General features: G+C 58.3%; 21 protein-coding genes. 10 read left to right on the forward strand and 11 right to left on the reverse strand.

Features of this window, described 5'->3' with window-relative positions; all coding sequences use genetic code 11:
* Positions 1–31 precede the first annotated feature (31 nt).
* Complete coding sequence (mdoC, locus tag SERRSCBI_RS08870) at positions 32–1,162, reverse strand: glucans biosynthesis protein MdoC (protein ID WP_042784177.1); 1,131 nt, start codon at positions 1,160–1,162, stop codon at positions 32–34.
* A gap of 259 nt (positions 1,163–1,421) precedes the next feature.
* Here mdoC and mdoG point away from each other — a divergent pair, with 259 nt between their 5' ends.
* From mdoG to SERRSCBI_RS08885, 3 genes are all read left to right on the forward strand, one after another.
* The gene (gene mdoG / locus SERRSCBI_RS08875) at positions 1,422–2,990 is read left to right on the forward strand and encodes a glucans biosynthesis protein MdoG (RefSeq protein WP_169539530.1); all 1,569 of its coding nucleotides are present in this window, start codon (positions 1,422–1,424) and stop codon (positions 2,988–2,990) included.
* Positions 2,983–5,541 (forward strand): glucans biosynthesis glucosyltransferase MdoH, encoded by a 2,559-nt coding sequence (mdoH, locus tag SERRSCBI_RS08880; protein WP_042784178.1) that lies wholly within the window; start codon positions 2,983–2,985, stop codon positions 5,539–5,541. The genes mdoG and mdoH overlap by 8 nt, the downstream gene beginning before the upstream one ends.
* Positions 5,542–5,704: 163 nt before the next feature.
* The gene (locus SERRSCBI_RS08885; RefSeq protein ID WP_033642658.1) at positions 5,705–5,950 is read left to right on the forward strand and encodes a YceK/YidQ family lipoprotein; all 246 of its coding nucleotides are present in this window, start codon (positions 5,705–5,707) and stop codon (positions 5,948–5,950) included.
* Positions 5,951–5,956: 6 nt separating this feature from the next.
* Here the strand turns inward: SERRSCBI_RS08885 and SERRSCBI_RS08890 are convergent, their stop codons facing one another.
* Both SERRSCBI_RS08890 and SERRSCBI_RS08895 read right to left on the reverse strand, forming a co-directional pair.
* Positions 5,957–6,502 carry a GNAT family N-acetyltransferase gene (locus tag SERRSCBI_RS08890; RefSeq protein WP_033650724.1) on the reverse strand — a complete coding sequence of 182 codons (546 nt, stop codon included), beginning with the start codon at positions 6,500–6,502 and terminating at the stop codon, positions 5,957–5,959.
* Positions 6,503–6,535: 33 nt separating this feature from the next.
* Positions 6,536–6,913, reverse strand: a complete 378-nt coding sequence (locus tag SERRSCBI_RS08895; RefSeq protein ID WP_015377419.1) for a MysB family protein — start codon at positions 6,911–6,913, stop codon at positions 6,536–6,538.
* Between the two features lie 208 nt (positions 6,914–7,121).
* On the opposite strand from SERRSCBI_RS08895, the gene leuA reads away from it, so the two are divergent.
* Positions 7,122–8,810, forward strand: coding sequence for a 2-isopropylmalate synthase (gene leuA, locus SERRSCBI_RS08900; RefSeq protein WP_042784179.1), 1,689 nt, complete (start codon positions 7,122–7,124; stop codon positions 8,808–8,810).
* Here the strand turns inward: leuA and SERRSCBI_RS08905 are convergent.
* Complete coding sequence (locus SERRSCBI_RS08905) at positions 8,761–9,561, reverse strand: helix-turn-helix transcriptional regulator (protein ID WP_042784181.1); 801 nt, start codon at positions 9,559–9,561, stop codon at positions 8,761–8,763. The two genes, leuA and SERRSCBI_RS08905, sit on opposite strands and share 50 nt — an antisense overlap.
* A gap of 137 nt (positions 9,562–9,698) precedes the next feature.
* On the opposite strand from SERRSCBI_RS08905, the gene SERRSCBI_RS08910 reads away from it, so the two are divergent.
* Genes SERRSCBI_RS08910 through SERRSCBI_RS08925 form a run of 4 tightly spaced genes read left to right on the forward strand, consistent with a single transcriptional unit; the run spans position 9,699 to position 11,260 of the window.
* Positions 9,699–10,016, forward strand: a complete 318-nt coding sequence (locus SERRSCBI_RS08910) for a helix-turn-helix transcriptional regulator (RefSeq protein ID WP_033638023.1) — start codon at positions 9,699–9,701, stop codon at positions 10,014–10,016.
* Positions 10,006–10,440 carry a YeeE/YedE family protein gene (locus tag SERRSCBI_RS08915; protein ID WP_033642664.1) on the forward strand — a complete coding sequence of 145 codons (435 nt, stop codon included), beginning with the start codon at positions 10,006–10,008 and terminating at the stop codon, positions 10,438–10,440. The genes SERRSCBI_RS08910 and SERRSCBI_RS08915 overlap by 11 nt, the downstream gene beginning before the upstream one ends.
* Positions 10,441–10,442: 2 nt before the next feature.
* Positions 10,443–10,871 (forward strand): YeeE/YedE family protein, encoded by a 429-nt coding sequence (locus SERRSCBI_RS08920; protein WP_042784182.1) that lies wholly within the window; start codon positions 10,443–10,445, stop codon positions 10,869–10,871.
* Positions 10,862–11,260: a VOC family protein gene (locus SERRSCBI_RS08925; RefSeq protein ID WP_033642666.1), complete on the forward strand. Its 399-nt coding sequence runs from the start codon at positions 10,862–10,864 to the stop codon at positions 11,258–11,260. The genes SERRSCBI_RS08920 and SERRSCBI_RS08925 overlap by 10 nt, the downstream gene beginning before the upstream one ends.
* 49 nt (positions 11,261–11,309) lie before the next feature.
* Here SERRSCBI_RS08925 and SERRSCBI_RS08930 read toward each other — a convergent pair whose 3' ends face one another.
* From SERRSCBI_RS08930 to SERRSCBI_RS08945, 4 genes are all read right to left on the reverse strand, one after another.
* Entirely contained in the window at positions 11,310–12,863 is a 1,554-nt protein-coding gene (locus SERRSCBI_RS08930; RefSeq protein ID WP_042784184.1) for a peptide MFS transporter, read from the reverse strand.
* Between the two features lie 474 nt (positions 12,864–13,337).
* A complete protein-coding gene (gene mdtG, locus SERRSCBI_RS08935) occupies positions 13,338–14,576 on the reverse strand; it encodes a multidrug efflux MFS transporter MdtG (RefSeq protein ID WP_042784185.1) in 1,239 nt (412 codons plus the stop codon).
* 199 nt (positions 14,577–14,775) lie between these two features.
* Positions 14,776–15,060, reverse strand: coding sequence for a YciI family protein (locus SERRSCBI_RS08940; RefSeq protein WP_042784186.1), 285 nt, complete (start codon positions 15,058–15,060; stop codon positions 14,776–14,778).
* Between the two features lie 101 nt (positions 15,061–15,161).
* Positions 15,162–16,082 (reverse strand): Kdo(2)-lipid IV(A) acyltransferase, encoded by a 921-nt coding sequence (locus SERRSCBI_RS08945; RefSeq protein ID WP_033650733.1) that lies wholly within the window; start codon positions 16,080–16,082, stop codon positions 15,162–15,164.
* A 406-nt stretch (positions 16,083–16,488) separates the two neighbouring features.
* Between SERRSCBI_RS08945 and SERRSCBI_RS08950 the strand changes: the two genes are divergently transcribed.
* Positions 16,489–17,556 carry a rhodanese-related sulfurtransferase gene (locus SERRSCBI_RS08950; protein WP_033638032.1) on the forward strand — a complete coding sequence of 356 codons (1,068 nt, stop codon included), beginning with the start codon at positions 16,489–16,491 and terminating at the stop codon, positions 17,554–17,556.
* Between the two features lie 43 nt (positions 17,557–17,599).
* Here the strand turns inward: SERRSCBI_RS08950 and SERRSCBI_RS08955 are convergent, their stop codons facing one another.
* On the reverse strand, positions 17,600–18,178 hold the full coding sequence (locus SERRSCBI_RS08955) for a YceI family protein (RefSeq protein WP_016928208.1): 579 nt from the start codon (positions 18,176–18,178) through the stop codon (positions 17,600–17,602).
* A gap of 23 nt (positions 18,179–18,201) precedes the next feature.
* Complete coding sequence (locus SERRSCBI_RS08960) at positions 18,202–18,756, reverse strand: cytochrome b (protein WP_033642671.1); 555 nt, start codon at positions 18,754–18,756, stop codon at positions 18,202–18,204.
* A 442-nt stretch (positions 18,757–19,198) separates the two neighbouring features.
* Here SERRSCBI_RS08960 and SERRSCBI_RS08965 point away from each other — a divergent pair, with 442 nt between their 5' ends.
* Positions 19,199–20,257: an AI-2E family transporter gene (locus SERRSCBI_RS08965; RefSeq protein WP_042784187.1), complete on the forward strand. Its 1,059-nt coding sequence runs from the start codon at positions 19,199–19,201 to the stop codon at positions 20,255–20,257.
* Between the two features lie 294 nt (positions 20,258–20,551).
* Here SERRSCBI_RS08965 and SERRSCBI_RS08970 read toward each other — a convergent pair whose 3' ends face one another.
* Positions 20,552–21,241: a hypothetical protein gene (locus SERRSCBI_RS08970; RefSeq protein ID WP_042784188.1), complete on the reverse strand. Its 690-nt coding sequence runs from the start codon at positions 21,239–21,241 to the stop codon at positions 20,552–20,554.
* Positions 21,242–21,557 lie beyond the last annotated feature (316 nt).

Genomic DNA, 21,557 nt, shown 5'->3' on the forward strand with positions numbered 1-21,557 from the left:
ATAATTCATCACCCAGAAATGGCGTAAGGCCTTATTGCGGCTTGCCGGAGAACAGGAAGCGCAGCACCGGGATGCGTTTGTGCAGCTCATATAAAGCGAAGGCCAGCGAGAACACAAACAGCAGGCCCAGCAAGAACCCCAACAGGTTGTTGCCGATATAAGGCGTCACGAAAGCGCCATATATCAGGGTCAACGGATGGTGCACCAGATATATAAACAGCGAGGCGTTGACCAGATAGGTGATGCGCGGCGAGTGATAATTCAGCAGGTTATGCCCGAAAGAGAACACCACATTGGTCATCAGGATCCCCATTAGGGTTTTGATCACCACTTCCAGCTCGAACATATAGCTGCTGTGCGCCAACAGTTTCTGGTTCAGCATATATGCGATAAACAGCAGCAGCGAGCCGAGCAGCGCCAGCGGCGAACGGCGCAGAAAAATCTCTTTAAGCCACACATACTTAAACGCATAGGCGCCGAGGATGAAGAACGGCAGGTAGAACATCGTCTCCATCACCACGAAATTGAACAGGCCATTGGATAATAGCTGCGGCGCGAAAATTAAAATAATACGGTGCGCGGCCGAATAGCATACCGCATAAATAAAGAAACACAGTGAGATGTTTCCTAATCCACGCATTCTGTTTATTAACGCTGGAATAGGCTCGCGGGTTTGACGCTTGATTTTGCGGAACAGATAAAAGCAGGCGAAGGTTAACAATGACAGGGTCAATAAGAACCACAGATGAGACACCAATTCCCAAACTGTTACATTTATTTTCTGATAGAGAGAAAACTCGTCCCAGCCGTTTAATTTATCGGTGAAATATTTCAGCATGAAAAATTGCGGCACCGTAATTAGCGGGATGGAGCTCAACAGCGGGATCGCCACCCGCTCCAGCCTGACCTTCAGCCACTGATGGCGCTCGTAACGCTCGTAGAGCATGTAGGAGAAGTAGCCGGAAATCACGAAGAACACCTGCATGCGGAAGGCGTGGATGAAGTCGTTCAGCACCGTGAGCGAGAAGGAGGGCGACGCGCTGTTCACCGCCCAGGCGTGGCTGGAATAAATCAGGGAAAGGTGAAACGGAATGCCGAGCAGCATCAAATAGGCTCGGATCGAATCGAGGAAAAACTCGCGCTGTTTGCTGCCTTTAGTCATAGATTACCGCTGGTGATTTAATCGGGTGCTCATTAACACGCTTAATAAGTCGTCAAACGTTAAATTGTTATCCGGAACCCTACTATAGCCCCTCGCATTTTTCCATAGCGTCTTGTTGCGCGGCTTGCTACGCTGGTGCTCCATCAGCTGCTTAAACAATGAGCCGTAAACATGAACCATCCATTTATCATGTTGTCGGAAAGCTGAGTAATCCATTAATATGGATTTAAATGATTTGAGCACACGAATAGGGGGGGATGTGCTAGTTAATATATTATCCGGACAACCACGCGCCGCGAGCGTTCGTTGGTTAGGTGCTACCGTATTGTTCACGCTGTTCAGTTCGCCGGCATGGGCCTTTTCTATTGATGATGTGGCCAAGCAGGCGCAGGATCTGGCTGCGAAAGGTTTCGAAGCCCCGAAGAGCAACCTTCCTTCTCAGTTCCGCGAGATGAAGTTCGCAGACTATCAGCAGATTCAGTTCAATCACGATAAAGCCTATTGGAGCAAGCTGAAAACCCCTTTCAAGCTTGAGTTTTATCATCAGGGGATGTATTTCGATACGCCGGTGAAAATCAACGAAGTCACCTCTACCAGCGTAAAACAGATCAAGTACAGCCCGGATTACTTCAACTTCGGCTCGGTCAAACACGATCCTGAATCAGTGAAGAACCTCGGCTTTGCCGGCTTCAAGGTGCTCTACCCGATCAACAGCGCCGACAAAAACGATGAGATTATGAGCCTGCTGGGCGCGAGCTATTTCCGCGTGGTGGGTAAAGGGCAGGTTTACGGGCTTTCCGCTCGCGGCCTGGCTATCGATACCGCTTTGCCTTCCGGCGAAGAGTTCCCGCGTTTCCGCGAATTCTGGGTTGAGCGTCCGAAGCAGGGCGACAAACACCTGGTGATCTACGCGCTGCTGGATTCCCCGCGCGCCACCGGCGCTTACCGTTTCACGGTGATCCCGGGCCGTGACACCACCGTGGACGTCGAGTCCAAAGTGTTCCTGCGCGATAAGGTGGGCAAATTGGGCCTGGCGCCGCTGACCAGCATGTTCCTGTTCGGGCCGAACCAGCCGTCGCCGACGCTGAACTACCGCCCGGCGCTGCACGATTCCAACGGTCTGTCTATCCATGCCGGCAACGGCGAGTGGATCTGGCGTCCGCTGAACAATCCTAAACACCTGTCCGTCAGCACCTATACCGTTGAGAATCCGAAAGGCTTCGGTCTGCTGCAGCGCGGTCGCAACTTCAAAGAGTACGAAGATCTGGACGATCGTTACGATCTGCGCCCGAGCGCCTGGATCGAACCGAAAGGCGACTGGGGCAAAGGCAAGGTCGAGCTGGTGGAGATCCCAACGGCGGATGAAACCAACGACAACATCGTCGCGTTCTGGACGCCGGATACCTTGCCGGAGGCTAAAAAACCGCTGACGCTGAGCTACCGTCTGAACTTCACCCGCGATGAAGACAAACTGCATTCGCAAGACATCGCCTATGTGGCGCGGACCATGCGTTCGACCGGTGACGTGAAGCAGTCCAACCTAATCCGCGAGCCTGACGGCAGCGTCGCCTTCCTGGTCGATTTCGTCGGCCCGGTGCTGAAAGCGCTGGACGCCAATACGCCGGTCGCTTCTCAGATCAGCATCGGCGACAACGGTGAAATGGTAGAAAACAACGTCCGCTATAACCCAGTGACCAAAGGCTGGCGCCTGACGGTGCGTCTGAAAGTGAAAGACGACAAGAAGCCGGTAGAAATGCGCGCGGCGCTGGTCAATGGCGATAAGACACTGTCGGAAACCTGGAGCTATCAGCTACCTGCCAATGAATAAGCCTACTCAACCCGCCCAGGATTATCTTGCGGCGCTGCCTCTGACCGCCGAGCGGTCGGAGGCGCTTACCCCTAAAACGGCGGATGACGCTCAGGCTCTGGAGGCGCTCCATCGGCAGATGGGCGCCGCCGACGCCAACGTCAATAGCCTGTCGGCGGATGACGTTGCGCTGGCCTCGGTCAAACCGCGCATCGAAAGCGCCTGGCCGGATGCGGTCAGCGATGACGACTTCGATACCGACGCCGAAGGGCGCGCCATTCTGAAGGCGACGCCGCCGATCAAACGCACCACCATGTTCCCGGAAGCCTGGCGCACCAACCCGGTGGCGCGCTTCTGGGATTCTCTGCTGGGGCGGTCGCCGCACAATCGGCACGCCACCAAAGAGGAGGCCGAGGCCGAGAACCGCTGGCGTACCGTCGGCTCCATGCGCCGCTATGTGCTGCTGGTGCTGATGCTGGTGCAAACCGGCATCGCCACCTGGTACATGAAAACCATCTTGCCTTACCAGGGCTGGGCGCTGATCGATCCTATCGCCATGCTGGACCAGGATCTGATGCAGTCGGTGCTGCAGCTGCTGCCATATGTGCTGCAAACCGGCATTCTGATCCTGTTCGCCGTGCTGTTCTGCTGGGTCTCGGCCGGTTTCTGGACCGCGCTGATGGGCTTCCTGCAGCTGCTGATCGGCAAGGACAAATACAGCATTTCCTCCACCATCAAGGGCGATGAGCCGATCAACCCGGCGCACCGCACCGCGCTGATCATGCCGATCTGCAACGAAGACGTCGAACGCGTGTTCGCCGGCCTGCGCGCGACCTATGAGTCCGTCGCCGCGACCGGTCAGCTTGAACACTTCGATATCTACGTGCTGAGCGACAGCTACGATCCGGACATCTGCGTGGCGGAGCAAAAGGCGTGGATGGAGCTGTGCCGCGATGTCGACGGCCACGGCCGCATCTTCTATCGCCGCCGCCGCCGCCGCGTCAAACGCAAGAGCGGCAACATCGACGACTTCTGCCGTCGCTGGGGCGGTGAGTACAGCTACATGGTGATCCTGGATGCTGACAGCGTGATGAGCGGCGAATGCCTCACCGGGCTGGTTCGCCTGATGGAAGCCAACCCGAACGCCGGCATCATCCAGTCCGCGCCGAAGGCGTCCGGCATGGATACCCTGTACGCGCGCGTGCAGCAGTTCGCTACTCGCGTTTACGGGCCACTGTTTACCGCCGGTCTGCATTTCTGGCAGCTGGGCGAGTCGCACTACTGGGGCCATAACGCCATCATCCGCGTGAAGCCGTTTATCGAGCACTGTGCGCTGGCGCCGCTGCCGGGCGAGGGCTCCTTCGCCGGTTCTATCTTGTCGCACGACTTCGTTGAAGCGGCGCTGATGCGCCGCGCCGGCTGGGGTGTGTGGATCGCTTACGATCTGCCGGGCAGTTACGAAGAGCTGCCGCCGAACCTGCTGGACGAGCTGAAACGCGACCGTCGCTGGTGCCACGGCAACCTGATGAACTTCCGCCTGTTCCTGGTGAAGGGCATGCACCCGGTGCACCGCGCGGTGTTCCTCACCGGCGTGATGTCCTACCTGTCGGCGCCGCTGTGGTTCATGTTCCTGGCGCTCTCCACCGCATTGCAGGTGGTGCATACCCTGATGGAGCCGCAATACTTCCTGCAGCCGCGGCAGCTGTTCCCGGTCTGGCCGCAGTGGCGGCCCGAGCTGGCGATAGCGCTGTTCTCCACCACGCTGGTGCTGCTGTTCCTGCCGAAGCTGCTCAGCATCGTGCTGATCTGGGCCAAGGGCGCGAAAGAGTACGGCGGCGCGTTCCGTTTGTTCATTTCGATGCTGATGGAAATGCTGTTCTCGGTGCTGTTGGCGCCGGTGCGCATGCTGTTCCATACCGTGTTCGTGGTGAGTGCCTTCCTCGGTTGGGAAGTGGTGTGGAATTCGCCACAGCGTGACGACGACGACACGCCGTGGGGCGAAGCGTTCCGCCGCCATGGCTCGCAGATGTTGCTGGGCCTGGTGTGGGCCGGCGGCATGGCGTGGCTGGATCTGCGTTTCCTGTGGTGGCTGTCGCCAATCGTGTTCTCGCTGATCCTGTCGCCGTTCGTGTCGGTGCTGTCGAGCCGCGCGACGCTGGGCATGAAAAGCAAACGCGCCAAGCTGTTCCTGATCCCGGAAGAGTACAATCCGCCGCGTGAGCTGCTGGCGACGGAAGAGTACCTGCATCTCAACCGCAACCGCGCGTTGACCAACGGCTTTATGCACGCGGTGGTCAACCCGTCCTTCAACGCGTTGGCGACGGCGCTGGCGACGGCGCGTCACCACCTGCGCGCGACGCTCGATCACAATCGCGAGGAGCGGGTGAACGAAGCGCTGCAGCTGGGGCCGGAGAAGCTGGTGAAGGGCAAGCGTCTGGAACTGCTGAGCGATCCGGTCACGCTGGCTCGTCTGCACCAGCGCGTCTGGCTGCTGCCGGAAGGCGCCGCCTGGCGTGAACACTACCAGCAGTTGCCGCACAACCCGCTGGCGCACCCAACGGGCCGGCGTTAATCGCTTAGCGGCAACGCTTAGACGGGGAATGCGCACGGCGCGTTCCCCGTTTTTTTTACCTTTTGCCTGAGCGCGCCGGTGCCGGTGAAAAAAGGGAACTGTGATAGACTGCGGCCGATGCGTTGTTCACTCGCGAAACAACCCCTTTCTCAGAGTCAATGTCGTGAAGCTCTCTTCCTACTTTCGCCTGGCCTGCGTGACGGCCGGCGTGATGGCCCTAACCGGCTGCGGCAGTATCATCAGCCGCACCGTGCCCGGCGCCGGGCACGGTCATCAGTATTATCCCGGCGTGCAGTGGGATCTGCGCGATACGCCCTGGCGCTACGTCACGGTGATAGACGTGCCGCTGTCGATGGTGGTGGACACCTTTATGCTGCCGTTCGATGCGCAGCATGGCCCCTACGAGTAACTTCGTTCAGCGGGTGGCGAACACCACCAGCTGATAGCCTTTCTGCCCGCAATGGAAAGGCGCCAGCGCCGTCATCCCCAGCCCTTGCACGTGAGCGGCCAACGAATGCGGATTGTCGTCGTCGATAAACAGTGCGCCCACGTCGTAATCATGGCGGGTGTGCGCTTTGACTGCGGCGTAGAGGCGCTTTAATACGCCTTTGCCGCGCCAGGCCATGCTGAGGCAGACCGGGCCGTAGAGAAATACCCGCTGCTCACGCAGCGGCCGTCCGGCGAATGAGTGCGTGGCGAGCGTCGCCAGCATCGCATCCACCACCGGCGGCCGCGGCTGCGCGTCGGCGGGCATCAGGCAAACGAACCCCGCCAGTTGGCCTTCCTGTTCCGCCACCCATATGCCGATGCCGCGGTTGATCGCCGTCAGCTGCGCCTCATTCATGCGCGATACGATAAATCCCTGCCGTTTTTGGCGCTCATCGAGCGCTTCCGGCACGTTTTCCGCCTGCAGTTGCAAAATGGCGGGGTAGTCGGTGGGGCGGGCCTGGCGAATGTTCATGCTGCCTCCTTGGCGTTCAAAGCGTCGTGCGGGTTAACGTTCATCCCACTCATCGGCGGCGGCCTGGCCTTCTTCGGTATCCAACGGCGGCTCGAGCTGGAAGTCGCCTTCCTCCCATTCGTACAGGGTGTTTTCGTCTATCCACTCGGCGGTGATTTCCACCTCGTCGTAGTCACCGTCGAAGATCGCCTGCGCCGCCGCACCGCTGCGCAGCGTCAGGCATTCCACCGCCTCGCCTTCTTCTTCGAAGAACTCCGCCTGCCACATCGTGTCGCCATCCTGCATCACGTACTTTTGCAGATTGAACTGCTGCGGCACCGGCGGTTCGTCACCGCCGCCGCCTTCGGCGGTGTCGAGAAACTCTTCGCGTGCGGCCTCGATGGCTTCTTCCAGGGTTGCATACAGGCTCATGTTCGCCTCCGTTGACAATGAGAGTAAAGCGTCCGGCGCACTGCCGGTGCGGTGGGGGAAACGTCAAAACTAATTGTTGTCTCACTGGCGCAGGATGCAAATTTTTTTGTTGTCCGCTTTGCGACGATGGTTGTCCGCAAAGCGGGAGAAGAGGAGGCGATGGCGGGAAATAATGACGCATCGTTCACTCTGGCGTCAGGAGAAGCCCATGTTAATCGACCCTTCAAGCAAATACCGACCGTTCCCGCCGGTGGCGTTGCCGGACCGCCAATGGCCTGCGCGTACGCTGCGGCAGGCGCCGCGCTGGTGCTCCAGCGATCTGCGCGACGGCAACCAGGCGCTGGCGGAGCCGATGGATAACGCGCGCAAGCGCGAATTCTATCAATTGTTGTTGCAGTGCGGTTTCAAGGAGATCGAGGTGGCTTTCCCTTCGGCGTCGCAAACGGATTTCGACTTTGTACGCGCGCTGATCGACGAGCGGCTGATCCCGGACGACGTCACGATCCAGGTGCTGACGCAGTCGCGCGACGATCTGATCGATCGCACCTTCGAGGCGCTGCAGGGGGCGCCGCGGGCTATCGTGCATCTGTATAACGCCACGGCGCCGATGTTTCGCGATATCGTGTTCCGCCAGGATAAGGCGGCTACCGTGGCGCTGGCGGTGAACGGCGCGCGGCGCATCCGCCGGCAGTGCGAGGCACAGCCCGATACCGCCTGGTGCTTCGAGTATTCGCCAGAAACCTTCTGTTTTACTGAGTTAGAGTTCGCGCTGGAGATCTGCGAAGCGGTGGCGGAGGTTTGGCAGCCGGGGCCGCAGCGGCCGATGATCATCAACCTGCCGGCGACGGTGGAAGTGAGCACGCCCAACGTGTATGCCGATCAGATCGAATGGTTTTGCCGGCACTTCAGCCGTCGCGCCGATGTGGCGATCAGCGTGCATCCGCATAACGATCGCGGCACCGGCGTGGCCTGTGCGGAGCTGGCCTTGCTGGCCGGCGCCGATCGGGTCGAAGGCTGCCTGTTCGGCAACGGAGAGCGCACCGGCAACGTCGATCTGGTCACGCTGGCGTTGAATCTCTATACCCAGGGCGTGGCGCCGGGTCTGGACTTCAGCCGCCTGAAGCAGGTGGTGGAGGTGGTGGAGCAGTGCAATCAGCTGCCGGTGCATCCTCGCCATCCTTATGCCGGCGAGTTGGTGTTTACCGCCTTCTCCGGATCGCATCAGGATGCGATCAAGAAAGGCTTCGCCGCGCAACGGCAGCGGCAAGATGGCTGGTGGCAGGTGCCTTACCTGCCGCTCGATCCCGCCGATGTCGGCTGCAGTTATGAGGCGGTGATCCGGGTCAACAGCCAGTCCGGCAAAAGCGGCGCCGCCTGGCTGTTGGAGCAGAACCATGGGCTGGCGTTGCCGCGCGGTTTGCAGATTGATTTCAGCCAGGTGGTCCAGCGGGCGACCGACGGCAGCGGTAAGGAAATGAGCGTCGCACAGCTGTGGCGCTTATTCCGCGACACTTACGGGCTGGTGGAGCAGCCGCGTTTGCAGCTGTTGAGCTATCAAACGGAAAGTCACGGCGTGGAAGCGTACAGTTTCAACGCGCGAGTCGCCTGGCAGGGGGAGCCCCTGCAGCTGCAGGGGGCCGGCAACGGCCTGCTTTCCAGCGCGGTGGATGCGCTGCGCCAACGTTTCGGTTTGCCGTTGGCTATCGAAGATTACCACGAGCATACGCTGGGGCATCAGAGCGACAGTCGAGCGGTGGCTTACATTCGCTGCGTTTTGCCGCACGGCGAGGCGAGCTACGGCGTTGGCATCGACGTCGACTCCGCCAGCGCTTCGCTGCAGGCGTTGTTCAACGTCGCCGGGCGCTATCTGGCGTCAACGTCGGCGCGGCCCGGCTGAAATAGTCGCTGGGCGCTACCCCCAGCACCCGGCGAAACATGGCGCTGAACGCGCTGGGGCTGTCATAGCCGAGATCCAGCGCCACTTCCAACACCGAACGTCCGATCGCCAGCGCGTTCAGCGCCGCCAGCAAACGGGCGCGTCGCACCCAATCGCCAAAACGCAGCCCGGTTTCTCGCTGGAAGCGCCGCGACAGGGTGCGTCCGCTGACATTGAGGCGTTCGGCCGCCTGTTCCAGCGTCCAGGGCTGCGCCAGCGTGGCCTGAATATGGCGGCACAGGGCGAGCAGCGAGGCCTCGCGCGGCTCGGGCAGGTGCAGCGGCAAGCTCGGCAGCACCCGTAATTCATCCAGAATCAACTCCATGATGCGCTCGTCGCGCCCGCCGCTGGGGTAGCCGGGCGCAATCTCCATCGCGCTGATAATCAGCTCGCGCAGCAGCGGCGACACCTGCACCACCTGGCACTGAGCCGGCAGATCGGCGCGCGCCAGCGGATCGATGAATAACGTCCTGGCCGCTACCTGGCCGGTGATGCGTAGACTGTGCACCACTTTCGCCGGTACCCAGACGCCGCGGCCGGGCGGCACCACCCAACTGCCGAGCCGGGTAGTGACCTGCACCACGCCGCTCAGGGTGTGGATCAGCTGCGCGCAGTTATGGTAGTGCTCCGGCTCGCTGTCACCATGATGATAATCCCTGGCTAACGGCCGGACAGGCTGATCGGGCGGCAGAACGTCGTGAAAAAACAGCATCGCTGGCGCCCTCCGCGCGGCAAAAGGATAAGACCAAACAGCATGCCATGCGGCGTTATTTCACGCCAGCCTGTGGCTTTGCGTGTCAATACTTTATAAAATAATATTATATAATTTTGTATATTGATGGAGGGGCAATGGATATTGACGCGATGCGTAAGGCGGCGGCGCAGGCCGGCGCGATGCTGCGCACCCTGGGTAACGAAGATCGGCTGCTGCTGCTGTGCCGGCTCAGTCAGGGCGAGATGGCGGTGAGCGAACTGGCGCAGGCGCTGGATATCCGCCAGCCGACGCTGTCCCAGCAGCTTGGCGTGCTGCGGGAGGAAGGGTTGGTGTCCACCCGGCGCGCCGGCAAGCAGATTTACTATGCGGTGGCCGATGCCAAAGCGCTGGCGCTGCTCCATACCCTGTATCAGCTTTATTGCCCACAACCGGAGAACCGCGATGACCATTGACTGGCAACACTTCACGCCTTATTCCGCGCTGGCGGGCGGGGCCATTATCGGCGGCGCGGTGGCGCTGCTGCTGCTGTTCAACGGCCGGATTGCCGGCATCAGCGGCATTACCGGCGGTGTATTGAGTGCCGGTGGCCAGGAGCGGGGCTGGCGCGCCGCATTTATTGGCGGGTTGCTGCTCTCTCCCTGGCTGTATGCTGCCGCTGCGGCTTTGCCGTCCGGTGAGATCGCGGTCGGCAACGGTGGGCTGGCGGCCGCAGGGCTGTTGGTGGGATTGGGCACTCGATTGGGCAGCGGTTGCACCAGCGGGCACGGCGTGTGCGGCGTCGCACGGTTGGCGCCGCGTTCGCTGGCCGCCACGGCGGTGTTTATGCTGCTGGGCTTTATGACCGTGTGGTTGATGCGCCACCTGGCGGGAGGTTGAGAATGCTTAAAACGCTGTTGGCGCTGCTGAGCGGCGTCATTTTCGGTCTGGGGCTGATCGTCGCCGGCATGGCCAATCCAGCCAAAGTGTTGGCGTTTCTCGACGTTACCGGCGCGTGGGATCCCTCGCTGGCGTTGGTGATGGCTGGTGCGATCGCGGTGGCGGCGCCGGCCTTCCTGTGGGTGAGGCGACGAGAGCGTAGCCTGTTGGGGGAAACGCTGCAGATCCCGGCCGCCGGGCGTCTGGATCGTCGTTTGCTGGCGGGCAGCGCGCTGTTCGGCATCGGCTGGGGCATCGCGGGTATTTGCCCCGGCCCAGCCTGGGTGTTGGCCGGGGCGGAGATAAGCCGGGTATGGCCGTTCCTGCTGGCGATGCTGGCGGGCATGGCGCTGTATGACGTTATCATGAGGAGGAGGAGGACATGTCGATAGCCAAAGCGGTGTTGCGCATCGCGCGCCCGACCGACCGGTTGCAAGAGATTGCTACGCTGTATTGCCGCGGGCTGGGGTTCGAAAAGCTGGGCGAGTTTGTCGATCATCAGGGGTTCGACGGCATGATGATCGGGCATCCGCAGCATGCCTACCATCTGGAGTTCACGCAGCATCGTGGGGTGCGGGTCGGGCAGGCGCCGACGCAGGATCATCTACTGGTATTTTATCTGCCGGATGAGAACGAATGGCGGGCCGCGTGTGAGCGGATGCGGGCGGCGGGATTCTTATCGGTCGCCGCCTATAATCCCTATTGGGATCGGGCGGGGCAAACCTTTGAAGATCCTGATGGCTACCGGGTGGTATTGCAGCATCAGGCCTGGCAGGCATAAAAAAACCGGCGCATCGAGCGCCGGTTTGCGAGATAAAACGGGCTATCCGTCAGGCGTTGGTCGCCGGTTTTTGCGCGCTCTTGGACTGGGTATTTTCCAGCATGCGGCGAATCGGCACGATCAGCACGATAAGCACGGCGGCGCAGATCAGCAACGCGACTGAGCAGCGGGCGAACAGATTCGGCAGCATATCCAGTTGGTCGGCCTTGACGTGACCGCCGATCAGACCGGCCGCCAGGTTGCCCAACGCACTGGCGCAGAACCACAGCCCCATCATCTGACCGCGCATTCTCTCCGGCGCCAGCAGCGTCATGGTGGCCAGCCCGATCGGGCTCAGGCACAGCTCACCCAGCGTCAGCATCAGGATACTGCCCACCAGCCACATCGGCGATACGCCGGCGCCGCCGTTGCTCAGCACATTCTGCGCGGCCAGCATCATCAGGCCAAAACCGCCGGCGGCGCACAGGATGCCGATCACGAACTTGGTGATGCTGCTCGGACGCACGTTATTGCGCGCCAGCGCAGGCCAGGCCCAGCTGAAGACCGGTGCCAGCAGGATGATGAACAGGGCGTTGATCGACTGGAACCATACCGCCGGGATCTCGAAGTCGCCGATCATGCGATTGGTGTAATCGTTGGCGAACAGGTTAAACGAGGTCGGTTTCTGTTCAAACGCTGACCAGAAGAACGCGGCGGAGATCAGCAGGATGAAGCACACCAGCAGGCGTGCGCGCTCTTTGCGGCTCAGGCCGGCAAAGGCGAACAGATAGATGAAGTACAACGTGACCGACGCGGCGATCACGTACACCAGCACGCTGGCCACCTCGACCGGATTGATGACGATAGTGCCTTGGGCGATCAGCACGATGACCGCCACCAGGATGGCCGCCAACGCCAGCAACCAGGCGCCGACGCCTTTTTTCTTCGCGACCGGGCTGTTCCAGGTGGAGTCCAGGCCCACTTCGCGGTCATAGCGTTTCATCGCCGGGACGGCGAACACCCGGAAGATCACCAACGCCACCAGCATCCCGATACCGCCGATGCCGAAGCCCCAGTGCCAGCCGTGTGACTTGATCAGCCAGCCGGAGATCAGCGGGGCGATGAACGAACCGATGTTGATGCCCATGTAGAACAGCGAGAAACCGCCGTCGCGACGCGCATCGCCTTTCTTGTACAGCGTACCGACCATCACCGAGATACAGGTCTTGAACAGGCCGGAACCGAGCACGATGAACATCAGACCGATGAAGAACAGGTTGGTGCCCATCACTGCGGACAGCGCGATCGACAGGTGGCCGAGCGCGATCAGAATCGAACCGTACCAGACGGCCTTGCGTTGGCCGAGCCAGTTGTCCGCCAACCAGCCGCCCGGCAGCGCCGCCAGGTACATGCTGCCGGCGAAGATGCCGACGATCGCCGACGCGTTCTCGCGCGCCAGGCCCAGGCCGCCGTCGTACACCGTGGCGGCCATAAACAGGATCAGCAGCGGACGGATGCCGTAGAACGAGAAGCGCTCCCACATTTCGGTGAAGAACAGAGAACCCAGCGGATAGGGATGGCCGAAGAAGGTCCGGCTTTCTGACTTATTGACAGAGGATTGCATAACGATTTCCCAATAAAAGGCGCTGCAAGGCTGCAGCCCGTACTGTGGTATGTATGTGTATTTAATGAAGGCGATCCGCCCAATGCGGATTACCCGACAAAACCGCGGCTGCAACGCTGATAAACCGTGGAAAGCGTGCTGACCTTTTCTTCACTTGGCCGATGGTTCACATCTGGCGTGATATTATTTAACCATTTGATAACTGGTCGTTGGTTTTGTCTAGTACCTGTATCCCATTTTTTAGACGAAAAGTCGACAAGCATCTCCTTTTCTGGTTTTTCTGTTGGTTGTGACAGGAATATGATTGACAGCGGGTTTTATGCGCTGAAAGTTAATTATTTGTTGATAAACAAGATGTTGTATTAAGAAAGTTCTGAGTTAGGTGAAAATTCACCGGCGGCGAGAAAGCATTATTAAAAATAGGGGAAACGCGCCGTTGATCCGGCCAATGGCGAAAGCTGGCGATAAATGCAGCTATTGCTCTTCCTGCAGCGTATCTTCCCGCATATAGCCCGGCCGTCGTCGCAGACACCACCAGGAATAGCCGGCGTTGAACAGCACCACCAGCGCGGTGACGCCGAAGACCGCGCGAAAACCGTAACCGGCGGAGACTGCGGCGCCGAGCAGCGGGCCGCTGACGTTGCCGACGTCGCGGAACGACTGGTTATAGCTGAAAATACGGCCGGCCACCTGATTGGTGCAGTTATAAATCAACAGCGTCTGTACCGCTGGCAGCAACGCGCCGTCGGCCGCCCCCAGCAGAAAACGCAGCACCCCGAGTTGCCACGGTGTTTGCACGAACGCCATCGGGATCAGCAGCAGCACCGAAACGATCAGCATGAACACCAGTATGCGTTCCGGGCCGATGCGATCGCCCAGCTTGCCCAGCCGCGGGGCGCTCATCAATGCCGCGACACCGGGCACCGAGGCGATCAGCCCGCTGATAAACGCCAGATTGTGGGTGGCGCCGGCCAAATCGCGCACATACAGCGTCAGGATCGGCGCGATCGAGCCGGTGGCGATCTGGATGATCATGGTGGTGACGAACAGGCTGAGCACCAGCTTCGGGTTTTTCAGCGAAGCGAACACCTGTTTTGCGTGCAGCATGTCGCGCTTTTGCACCGGGGTGAATTGTTCTTTGACATACAGCAGCGTCAGCACGAAGCAGGCGAACAGCACCGCGGCGGTGATATAAAACACCGGGCGCAGGCCGTATAAATCGGCCAGCAGCCCCCCGATCAGCGGGCCGACCAGCGCACCGCCGACGCCGCCGGTGGACAGGGTGCCGAGCGCCCAGCCGCTGCGGTTGCGCGGCACCTGGGTGGCGATCAGCGCGTTGGCGTTGGGAATGAACCCGCCGAGCAGCCCCAGCACCGCACGCAGCGCGAGAAACTGCCAGACCGTTTGCGCCATGCCCATCAGCGCCATGACGATCGCCATACCGAGCGCCGAACGCAGCAGCATCAGTTTGCGGCCGCGTCGATCGGCCAGGGCGCCCCAGAACGGCGCGGCGATAGCGGAAAACAGGAAGGTGATGCTGAACAGCAGACCGGACCACATGTTGAGCGCCTGATGGCCGGTAACGCCCAGCGTCTCTACGTACAGCGGCAGAAACGGCATCACCAGGCTGAAGGCGGCGCCGGTGAGAAAACATCCCAGCCAGGCGACGAAAAGATTGCGTTTCCAGTTAACGGGTTCTGCTGCCGAAGCCATAAATGTCCACTGCCGAAAGGTGACGCGTTTTGCCGGTGGCGAGATGATGGGGCAAAACGTGAAAGTTAGCGTGGTAAGTATGCGCCGCAGGCGCGGCGACGGCAAACGAGGGGACGCAGATAGGGCAAAAAATGAAATAAAGTTTTAAAAATGGCGTTTAAACCTTATTCCGCGCTTGGCGCGCGGAATTTACAGCGTTTTATAGTCCGGCCAGCGCCTCGAAACCGGCAGCGGTGGTGGTGGCGCTAAAGTCGGTGACCTCGTAGTGGGCCACGGCGTTGAACGGATCTTCGGCCAGGATGGCGTCCAGCCGAGCACGCTCAATGCCTTTGGCCAGGATCACGCCGCCGGTGCGGGGATTCTTGCGGCCGGAGGCGACGAAGGTGCCGTCCTGAAAATATTTCTTAAGCCAGGCGATATGGCCTTCAAGGTGGCTGTCGACGTCGGCGATCGGGCGATGGTAGGTCAGGCTGACAATGTACATGGCGGCTCCAAGGGTGGCGGCAAAAGCATTACCATCCCACCCTCGCCGGCGATTCTCAAGGGGCGCGCAATAAAAAACCCGCCGGCGGCGGGTTTGCGTGATCAGTACAGCGAAGGCTCGCCTTCCGGGCGGGTCTTGAAGCGGCGGTGCAGCCACATGTATTGGTCCGGCGCCATCAGGATCTCTTTTTCCACCACTTTATTCATAAAGGCGGCGGCGTCGAGTTCGTTGTCCAGCGGGAAGTCTTCCACCGCCGGCTGCATGATCAGCTCATAGCCTTTGCCGTCCGGCAGGCGACGCGGGGTGAACGGAATGATCGCCGGTTTGCCCATCCGCACCAGCACGTAGCTGCCGGTGGTGGTGGCGGCTTTATCCACCGCGAACAGCGGCACGAAAACGCTGCTGCGCGGGCCGTAGTCGTGATCCGGCGCATACCAGATGATATCGCCCTGTTTCAGGGCGCGGATCATGCCTTTGACGTCTTTACGATCCAACATCGATTTGTTGGAACGCATCCGGCCCCAGGTTTGCAGCCAGTCCATCAGCTTGTTGTCGTGCGGGCGGTAAACGCCGATGCCCGGGTTGTGAATGCCGAAGATGCGCGCGCCCAGCTCCAGCGTCAAAAAGTGCAGGCCAATCAGCAACACGCCCTGATGGTTGTCGCGCGCTTTTTGAATGTGCTCCAGGCCGCTGACCTTGAACCAGCGCTCGATGCGCCAGTTCGGCCAGAACCACGCCATGCCGGTTTCAAATAACCCCATGCCGACCGATTCGAAATTCTTTACCACCAGCGCATCGCGTTCAGCCTGCGGCATGTCGGGAAAACAGAGTTCGAGGTTACGTTGGGCGATAACGACGCGTCGCTTGAGAAAGCGCATGGAAAATCGCCCGATCGAGGTGCCGAGCCAGTAGATGACGGGATAAGGCAGCAACACCAGCAGATACAGCAAGCCGATGCCTACCCAGGTCAGCCAGTAGCGCGGGTGCAGTAAGGAGCGATTGAAAGTAGGAACTTGAGTCATGGGTTCTCTGTTTTAATACGGTTGTTTAAGTGTAATGACAGAGTCATAGCATGGTCTGACGGCCGGGTGGGCTCGGTCGCTAGGTTCGTTTCTGCCGATTGTTTGCGACTATTGTGGCATTTTTCTGACGATCCGGGAAAACACAACGCATTAAAATCCCCTTTTGGGCGTTAAATATGCATCGAATGCCGAATTTTTCCACAATGTTTCCTGCCAAAAGCCCATGGCGATATCATTATCAGGAAGGTCAATACGGTGGCATCCGGGATGAGTGCGCGATGCAGGTATGCGCACGCGAGCGCCAGGGCTGCGCGGCGGCGGTTTTTCGGGTATGATGTGCGCCGCGCGCGGGCCGGCTGGCTGCGCGCGGTAATCAGTCACCTCCCGAAAGACAGGAAAGTACACCATGCCAGTGTTACATAACCGAATTTCTAATGAGGAACTGAAGGCGCGCATGCTGGCGGAAACCGAGCCGCGCACCACAGTTTCTTTTTACAAATACTTTTCCATCGACGATCCCAAGGCGTTTCGCGACAGCCTGTACGTTCAGTTCGAAAAACTGAAGGTGTTCGGCCGCATCTACGTGGCGAAAGAGGGCATCAACGCGCAGATCAGCGTGCCACAGCATAACTTCGACGCGTTCAAAGCCGCGCTGTTCGCCTCGCACCCGGCGTTGGATCAGGTCCGCCTGAATATCGCGCTGGAAGACGACGGCAAATCCTTCTGGGTGCTGCGCCTCAAGGTACGCGAGCGCATCGTGGCTGACGGCATCGATGACGAGAGCTTCGATCCGAGCAACGTCGGTGAGTATCTGCAGGCCGATCGCGTCAATCAGATGATCGACGATCCGAATACGGTATTCGTCGATATGCGCAACCACTATGAGTACGAAGTCGGCCATTTCGAAAACGCCATCGAGGTGCCGTCGGATACCTTCCGCGATCAGCTGCCGATGGCGGTGGAGATGTTGCAGGACAGCAAAGACAAGAATATCGTCATGTACTGCACCGGCGGCATTCGCTGTGAAAAAGCCAGCGCCTATATGCTGCACAACGGCTTTAAAAACATCTATCACGTGGAAGGCGGGATTATCGAGTACACCCGCAAAGCGAAAGAACAGGGGTTGCCGCTGAAGTTTATCGGCAAAAACTTCGTGTTCGATGAGCGTATGGGTGAGCGCATCTCCGACGATGTGATCGCCAACTGCCACCAGTGCGGCGCGCCGTGCGATACCCATACCAACTGCAAGAACGACGGCTGCCATCTGCTGTTCATTCAGTGCCCGAGCTGCGCCGCCAAGTTTGAAGGATGCTGCAGCGAGATTTGCCGCGAAGAGCTGAAGCTGCCGCGCGAAGAGCAACGCGCGCGCCGCGCCGGCCGCGAAAACGGCGTCAAGATTTTCAATAAATCGAAAGGATTGTTGCAGACCACGATGCACATTCCGGCACCGGAAGAAGAAGGCCCAGCCCGCTGAGCCTGAGGAACCGACAAGCCCGGCCGCCAAGCCGGGCTTTTTTTTATTTCTCGCGCACGCCTTCTACGGAGATGATCAGCTCAACGTCTTGCGACGCCGGGCCAAGATCGGTGGTGATGCCGAAATCTTTCAGCTTGATCTTGCCGTTGGCTTCAAAACCGGCGCGGTAGCCGCCCCACGGATCGTTGCCCTGGCCAATCAGTTTGGCATCGAGCGTAACCGGTTTGGTGACGCCGTTCAGCGTCAGGTTGCCGACCACCGCGTAACCGTCGCCGCTTTTCTTCACTTCGGTGGATTCAAACTTGGCTTGCTTGTTCTTCTCCACGTTGAGGAACTCGGCGCTGCGCAGGTGCTTGTCGCGCTCGGCGTGGTTGGTGTCGACGCTGGCGGTATTGATGGTCACGTTGACCTTGTCCTTGGACGGATCTTTCTCGTCGAAAGTGAAGCCGCCGTCGAAGTCTTTAAAGCTGCCGTACAGCCAGCTGTAGCCCAGGTGCTGGATGCGGAATTCGATAAAGGCGTGTTGGCCTTGTTTGTCGATCTTGTAGTCTGCCGCCAGTGCGGAACCGGCGCTCAGCAGCAGGGCGCCTGCGGTCAGGCCCAATACGGTCTTTTTCAACATAGCAATCTCCATAAATCCAAAGGTTAATCGGCGCTGCTACCCAGCATCCGTTTCAAAGTGACATCACGATCGATAAAGTGATGTTTAAGCGCGGCCAGCCCGTGCAGTACCGAGAGCACTACCACGGCCCAGGCCAGGTAAAGGTGTATGGCGCCGGCGGTGTCGGCCTGTTCCGCCATGCCGGTCACGGTGGCGGGCACGTTGAACCAGCCGAACACGCTGATCGGTTGGCCGTCTGCGGTGGAGATCAGATAGCCGCTGATCAGAATGCCGAACAACACGGCGTACAGCGCCAGATGCGCGAGGATGGCGCTGACGCGAGTGAGGCGGCCATAGCTGGCCAGCGGTTTGGGCGGCGGTGAGACAAAGCGCCAGACCACGCGGATCACCATCACGATGAACAGCAGCGTGCCGATGCTTTTGTGGATCTCCGGCGCCTGATGGTACCAGACGTCGTAATAGCCCAGCGTGACCATCCACAGGCCGAGTGCGAACATGCCGTACACCGTCAGCGCCACCAGCCAGTGGATCAACACTGACACATGGCCGAAACGATCGGCGGTATTTTTCCAGAGCATCCTGTTTCCTTCGATTACCGATTGGCTGGCTGCAATAATTAAACTTTAGGAAACATAAAATCAATAATAAATTTAACTATGTTACTACTTTGAAATATTAGTCAGTGAATTTGTTCGAGATGTTCGGAGTTAATCAGATAAATCGTTGGAGATAATATTATTTCGCTCACGAGAGTTTCATGCTAATCATTGAAAAATGGGGCTATTATCTATTAATGTCAGCTTTTGTCATTTTACGTAAACCCCTCGTGAGTTGCCCGGCGAGATTATTTGTTGGCAAAGGTTATGCCTATTTATTGCGGCGCAGGGCAGGGCGGAAAGATTAACTTTGTCGAACGGTTGCGCTAAATCCCCTGCGGTGCAGCGGCGGATTTTGCTACCATTAGCGCCAAGAGCCGGCGCCCTGGCGCCGGTTAACCCAGTGAAATAACAAGGAAACGTCATGGGCCGAACCCGTGTGACCGACAGCAGCCTGCGACTGGCCGTCCTGCTGGCGATGTTGGTGATCATTTTGGCCGGGGTGAAAGCCGCCGCCGACATTGTGGTGCCGTTTTTGCTGGCGGTATTTCTCGCCATGGTGCTGAATCCGCTGGTGGCGATGCTGGAGCGTAAACGGGTGCCGCGTATCGTCGGGGTGACGCTGCTGGTGACGGCGGTGATCGTGGTCGTGATGCTGTTTATCGGCATGCTGGGGGCTTCGCTGAACGAGTTCGCCCGTTCGCTGCCGCAGTACCGCGGCATGATGATCGAGAAGCTGCGCGAGCTGCAGCATTACGCCGGCCGTTTCAATATCAGCCTTTCCAGCGAAGCGATGCTGCAGTATGTCGATCCCAGCGCGGCGATGAATCTGGTCACCCGCATGCTGGGGCACCTGTCTGGCGCGATGACCAACGTCTTCCTGCTGCTGATGACCGTGGTGTTTATGCTGTTCGAAGTGCAGTTGCTGCCTTACAAGCTGCAGCAGGCGCTGGATAAACCGAACGAGGGGCTCGCCGCGATGCGGCGGGCGCTGGATGGCGTGACGCGCTATCTGGTGATTAAAACCATCATCAGCCTGGCCACGGGGGTAATCGTCTGGATCTTCCTGGCGGCGGTCGGCGTGCGTTTTGCCTTTATCTGGGGGCTGCTGGCATTTCTGCTTAACTACATTCCCAACATTGGCTCGGTATTGGCCGCCATTCCGCCGCTGATTCAGGCGCTGTTGTTCAACGGATTAGGAGATGCGCTGGTGGTGGCGGGCGGCTTTATCGCTGTCAACATGGTGATCGGCAATATCCTCGAGCCGCGCGTGATGGGGCGCGGGCTGGGGCTGTCGACGCTGGTGGTGTTCCTGTCGCTGATCTTTTGGGGCTGGCTGCTTGGCCCGGTGGGCATGTTGCTGTCGGTGCCGCTGACGATCGTGGCGCGCATCGCGCTGGAGACTACCGAGGGCGGCTATCGGCTGGCGGTTATCCTGGGGGACGGCCGCCCGCCGCGCCAGCCTCCGGCGGCGCCGGAGTGAGGTAATTTCTTGTGGCCACGTTGAGCCGTGCGTTATTAATGAATTTTGAATAAGCCATCCAACGGTGGCTTAACGCTTCTACTGCTAATGCATACTGTGAACATTGGCCATTCAGTAAATACTACAGCCACTTAGACCACCTTACATAGGCGACACAAACGACAATGGCCCAGATGAGGGTGAGATAAAAACCAGTCTTTGGAAACACTGAAACGAGAATAACCCCGCCGACAATAATGAGTACGATAGGGATTAGGTAAGCGAACGAGTTACCCAGCCATTCAATCAACCACTTCATTTTGTGAGGATCTTGTTCATCAGGAAAATGATTTCCTCTTCATTATTAGATCCTGAATTAGTTAGGTAGATGATTTTTTTCATTTCTGGCTCGATCATAAAGTACAGCAATTCTAGGTTTTCTTTGTAGAGAGCAGAGTAATAGTTAGGATCTGAAAATTGAAGTTTTCTTGCAGAAATGGCGGCTGTTTGCATTTTTCCATAGAAACTTAAAACGCTTACGGCAACTAAACTACTTTTATTGATGATGTTAATATGTGATTCTTTGAAGTCGTGGGATTCAGTAATTAGTTTTGCGATCGTATACGCAACTGACAATTTAGAAAACTTTTCTGATGCATGGTTAGCAAGTTTTTCAGTGATAGCTTGCATAATTTTATGCTGACCTGGGGCACTGATCCTACTAAGCTTAATATTAAAATAGATTTCCACCATATCCAGTACTACGTCTTTTCGCTGGTACACCTGCCGAATTGATAACAACATGCGGGTATCTTCTTGCCTCAACTGCTTACATACGTCTTTGTAGTCATCAAACAGACAGGAACCATACCAACTTGCTCGCTCGGCACCAGACCTAAAACTCTGTACAGTACTGGTAGTGTCTTTCTTGAGTTGTCCAAGGGACCTCTCAATACTTAGGGCAATGGCTCGGTCTGCCTGCATCTTTAACTTGAGATAGGACATGCGTTATCATTTCCTTTGATGTAGAATCCATTAGGCGATTATATATTGAACAGTAAATAATGCAAGGATGACCAATGAAGAGAGTAATTGCATATATCGTATTGACTCTGATCTACTTTGTCGTACTGGCTGAAGTGGTTTTCAGGCGTCTATCAGAGGATACGTACTTAAAGGTGGCGAAGATCTCAAACCCACTAGGTTTAATGAGCTCATCGTTTGACTCTCTAATTGTTATGCTCATTTTATTATCGATCGTTATTTCTTGGGTAACGATGCGTCTTATCTCAAAGTGTAGAGATTGATAGCTTAATAATGT

The sequence above is a fragment of the Serratia sp. SCBI genome (assembly GCF_000747565.1).
Lineage (GTDB): Bacteria > Pseudomonadota > Gammaproteobacteria > Enterobacterales > Enterobacteriaceae > Serratia > Serratia ureilytica.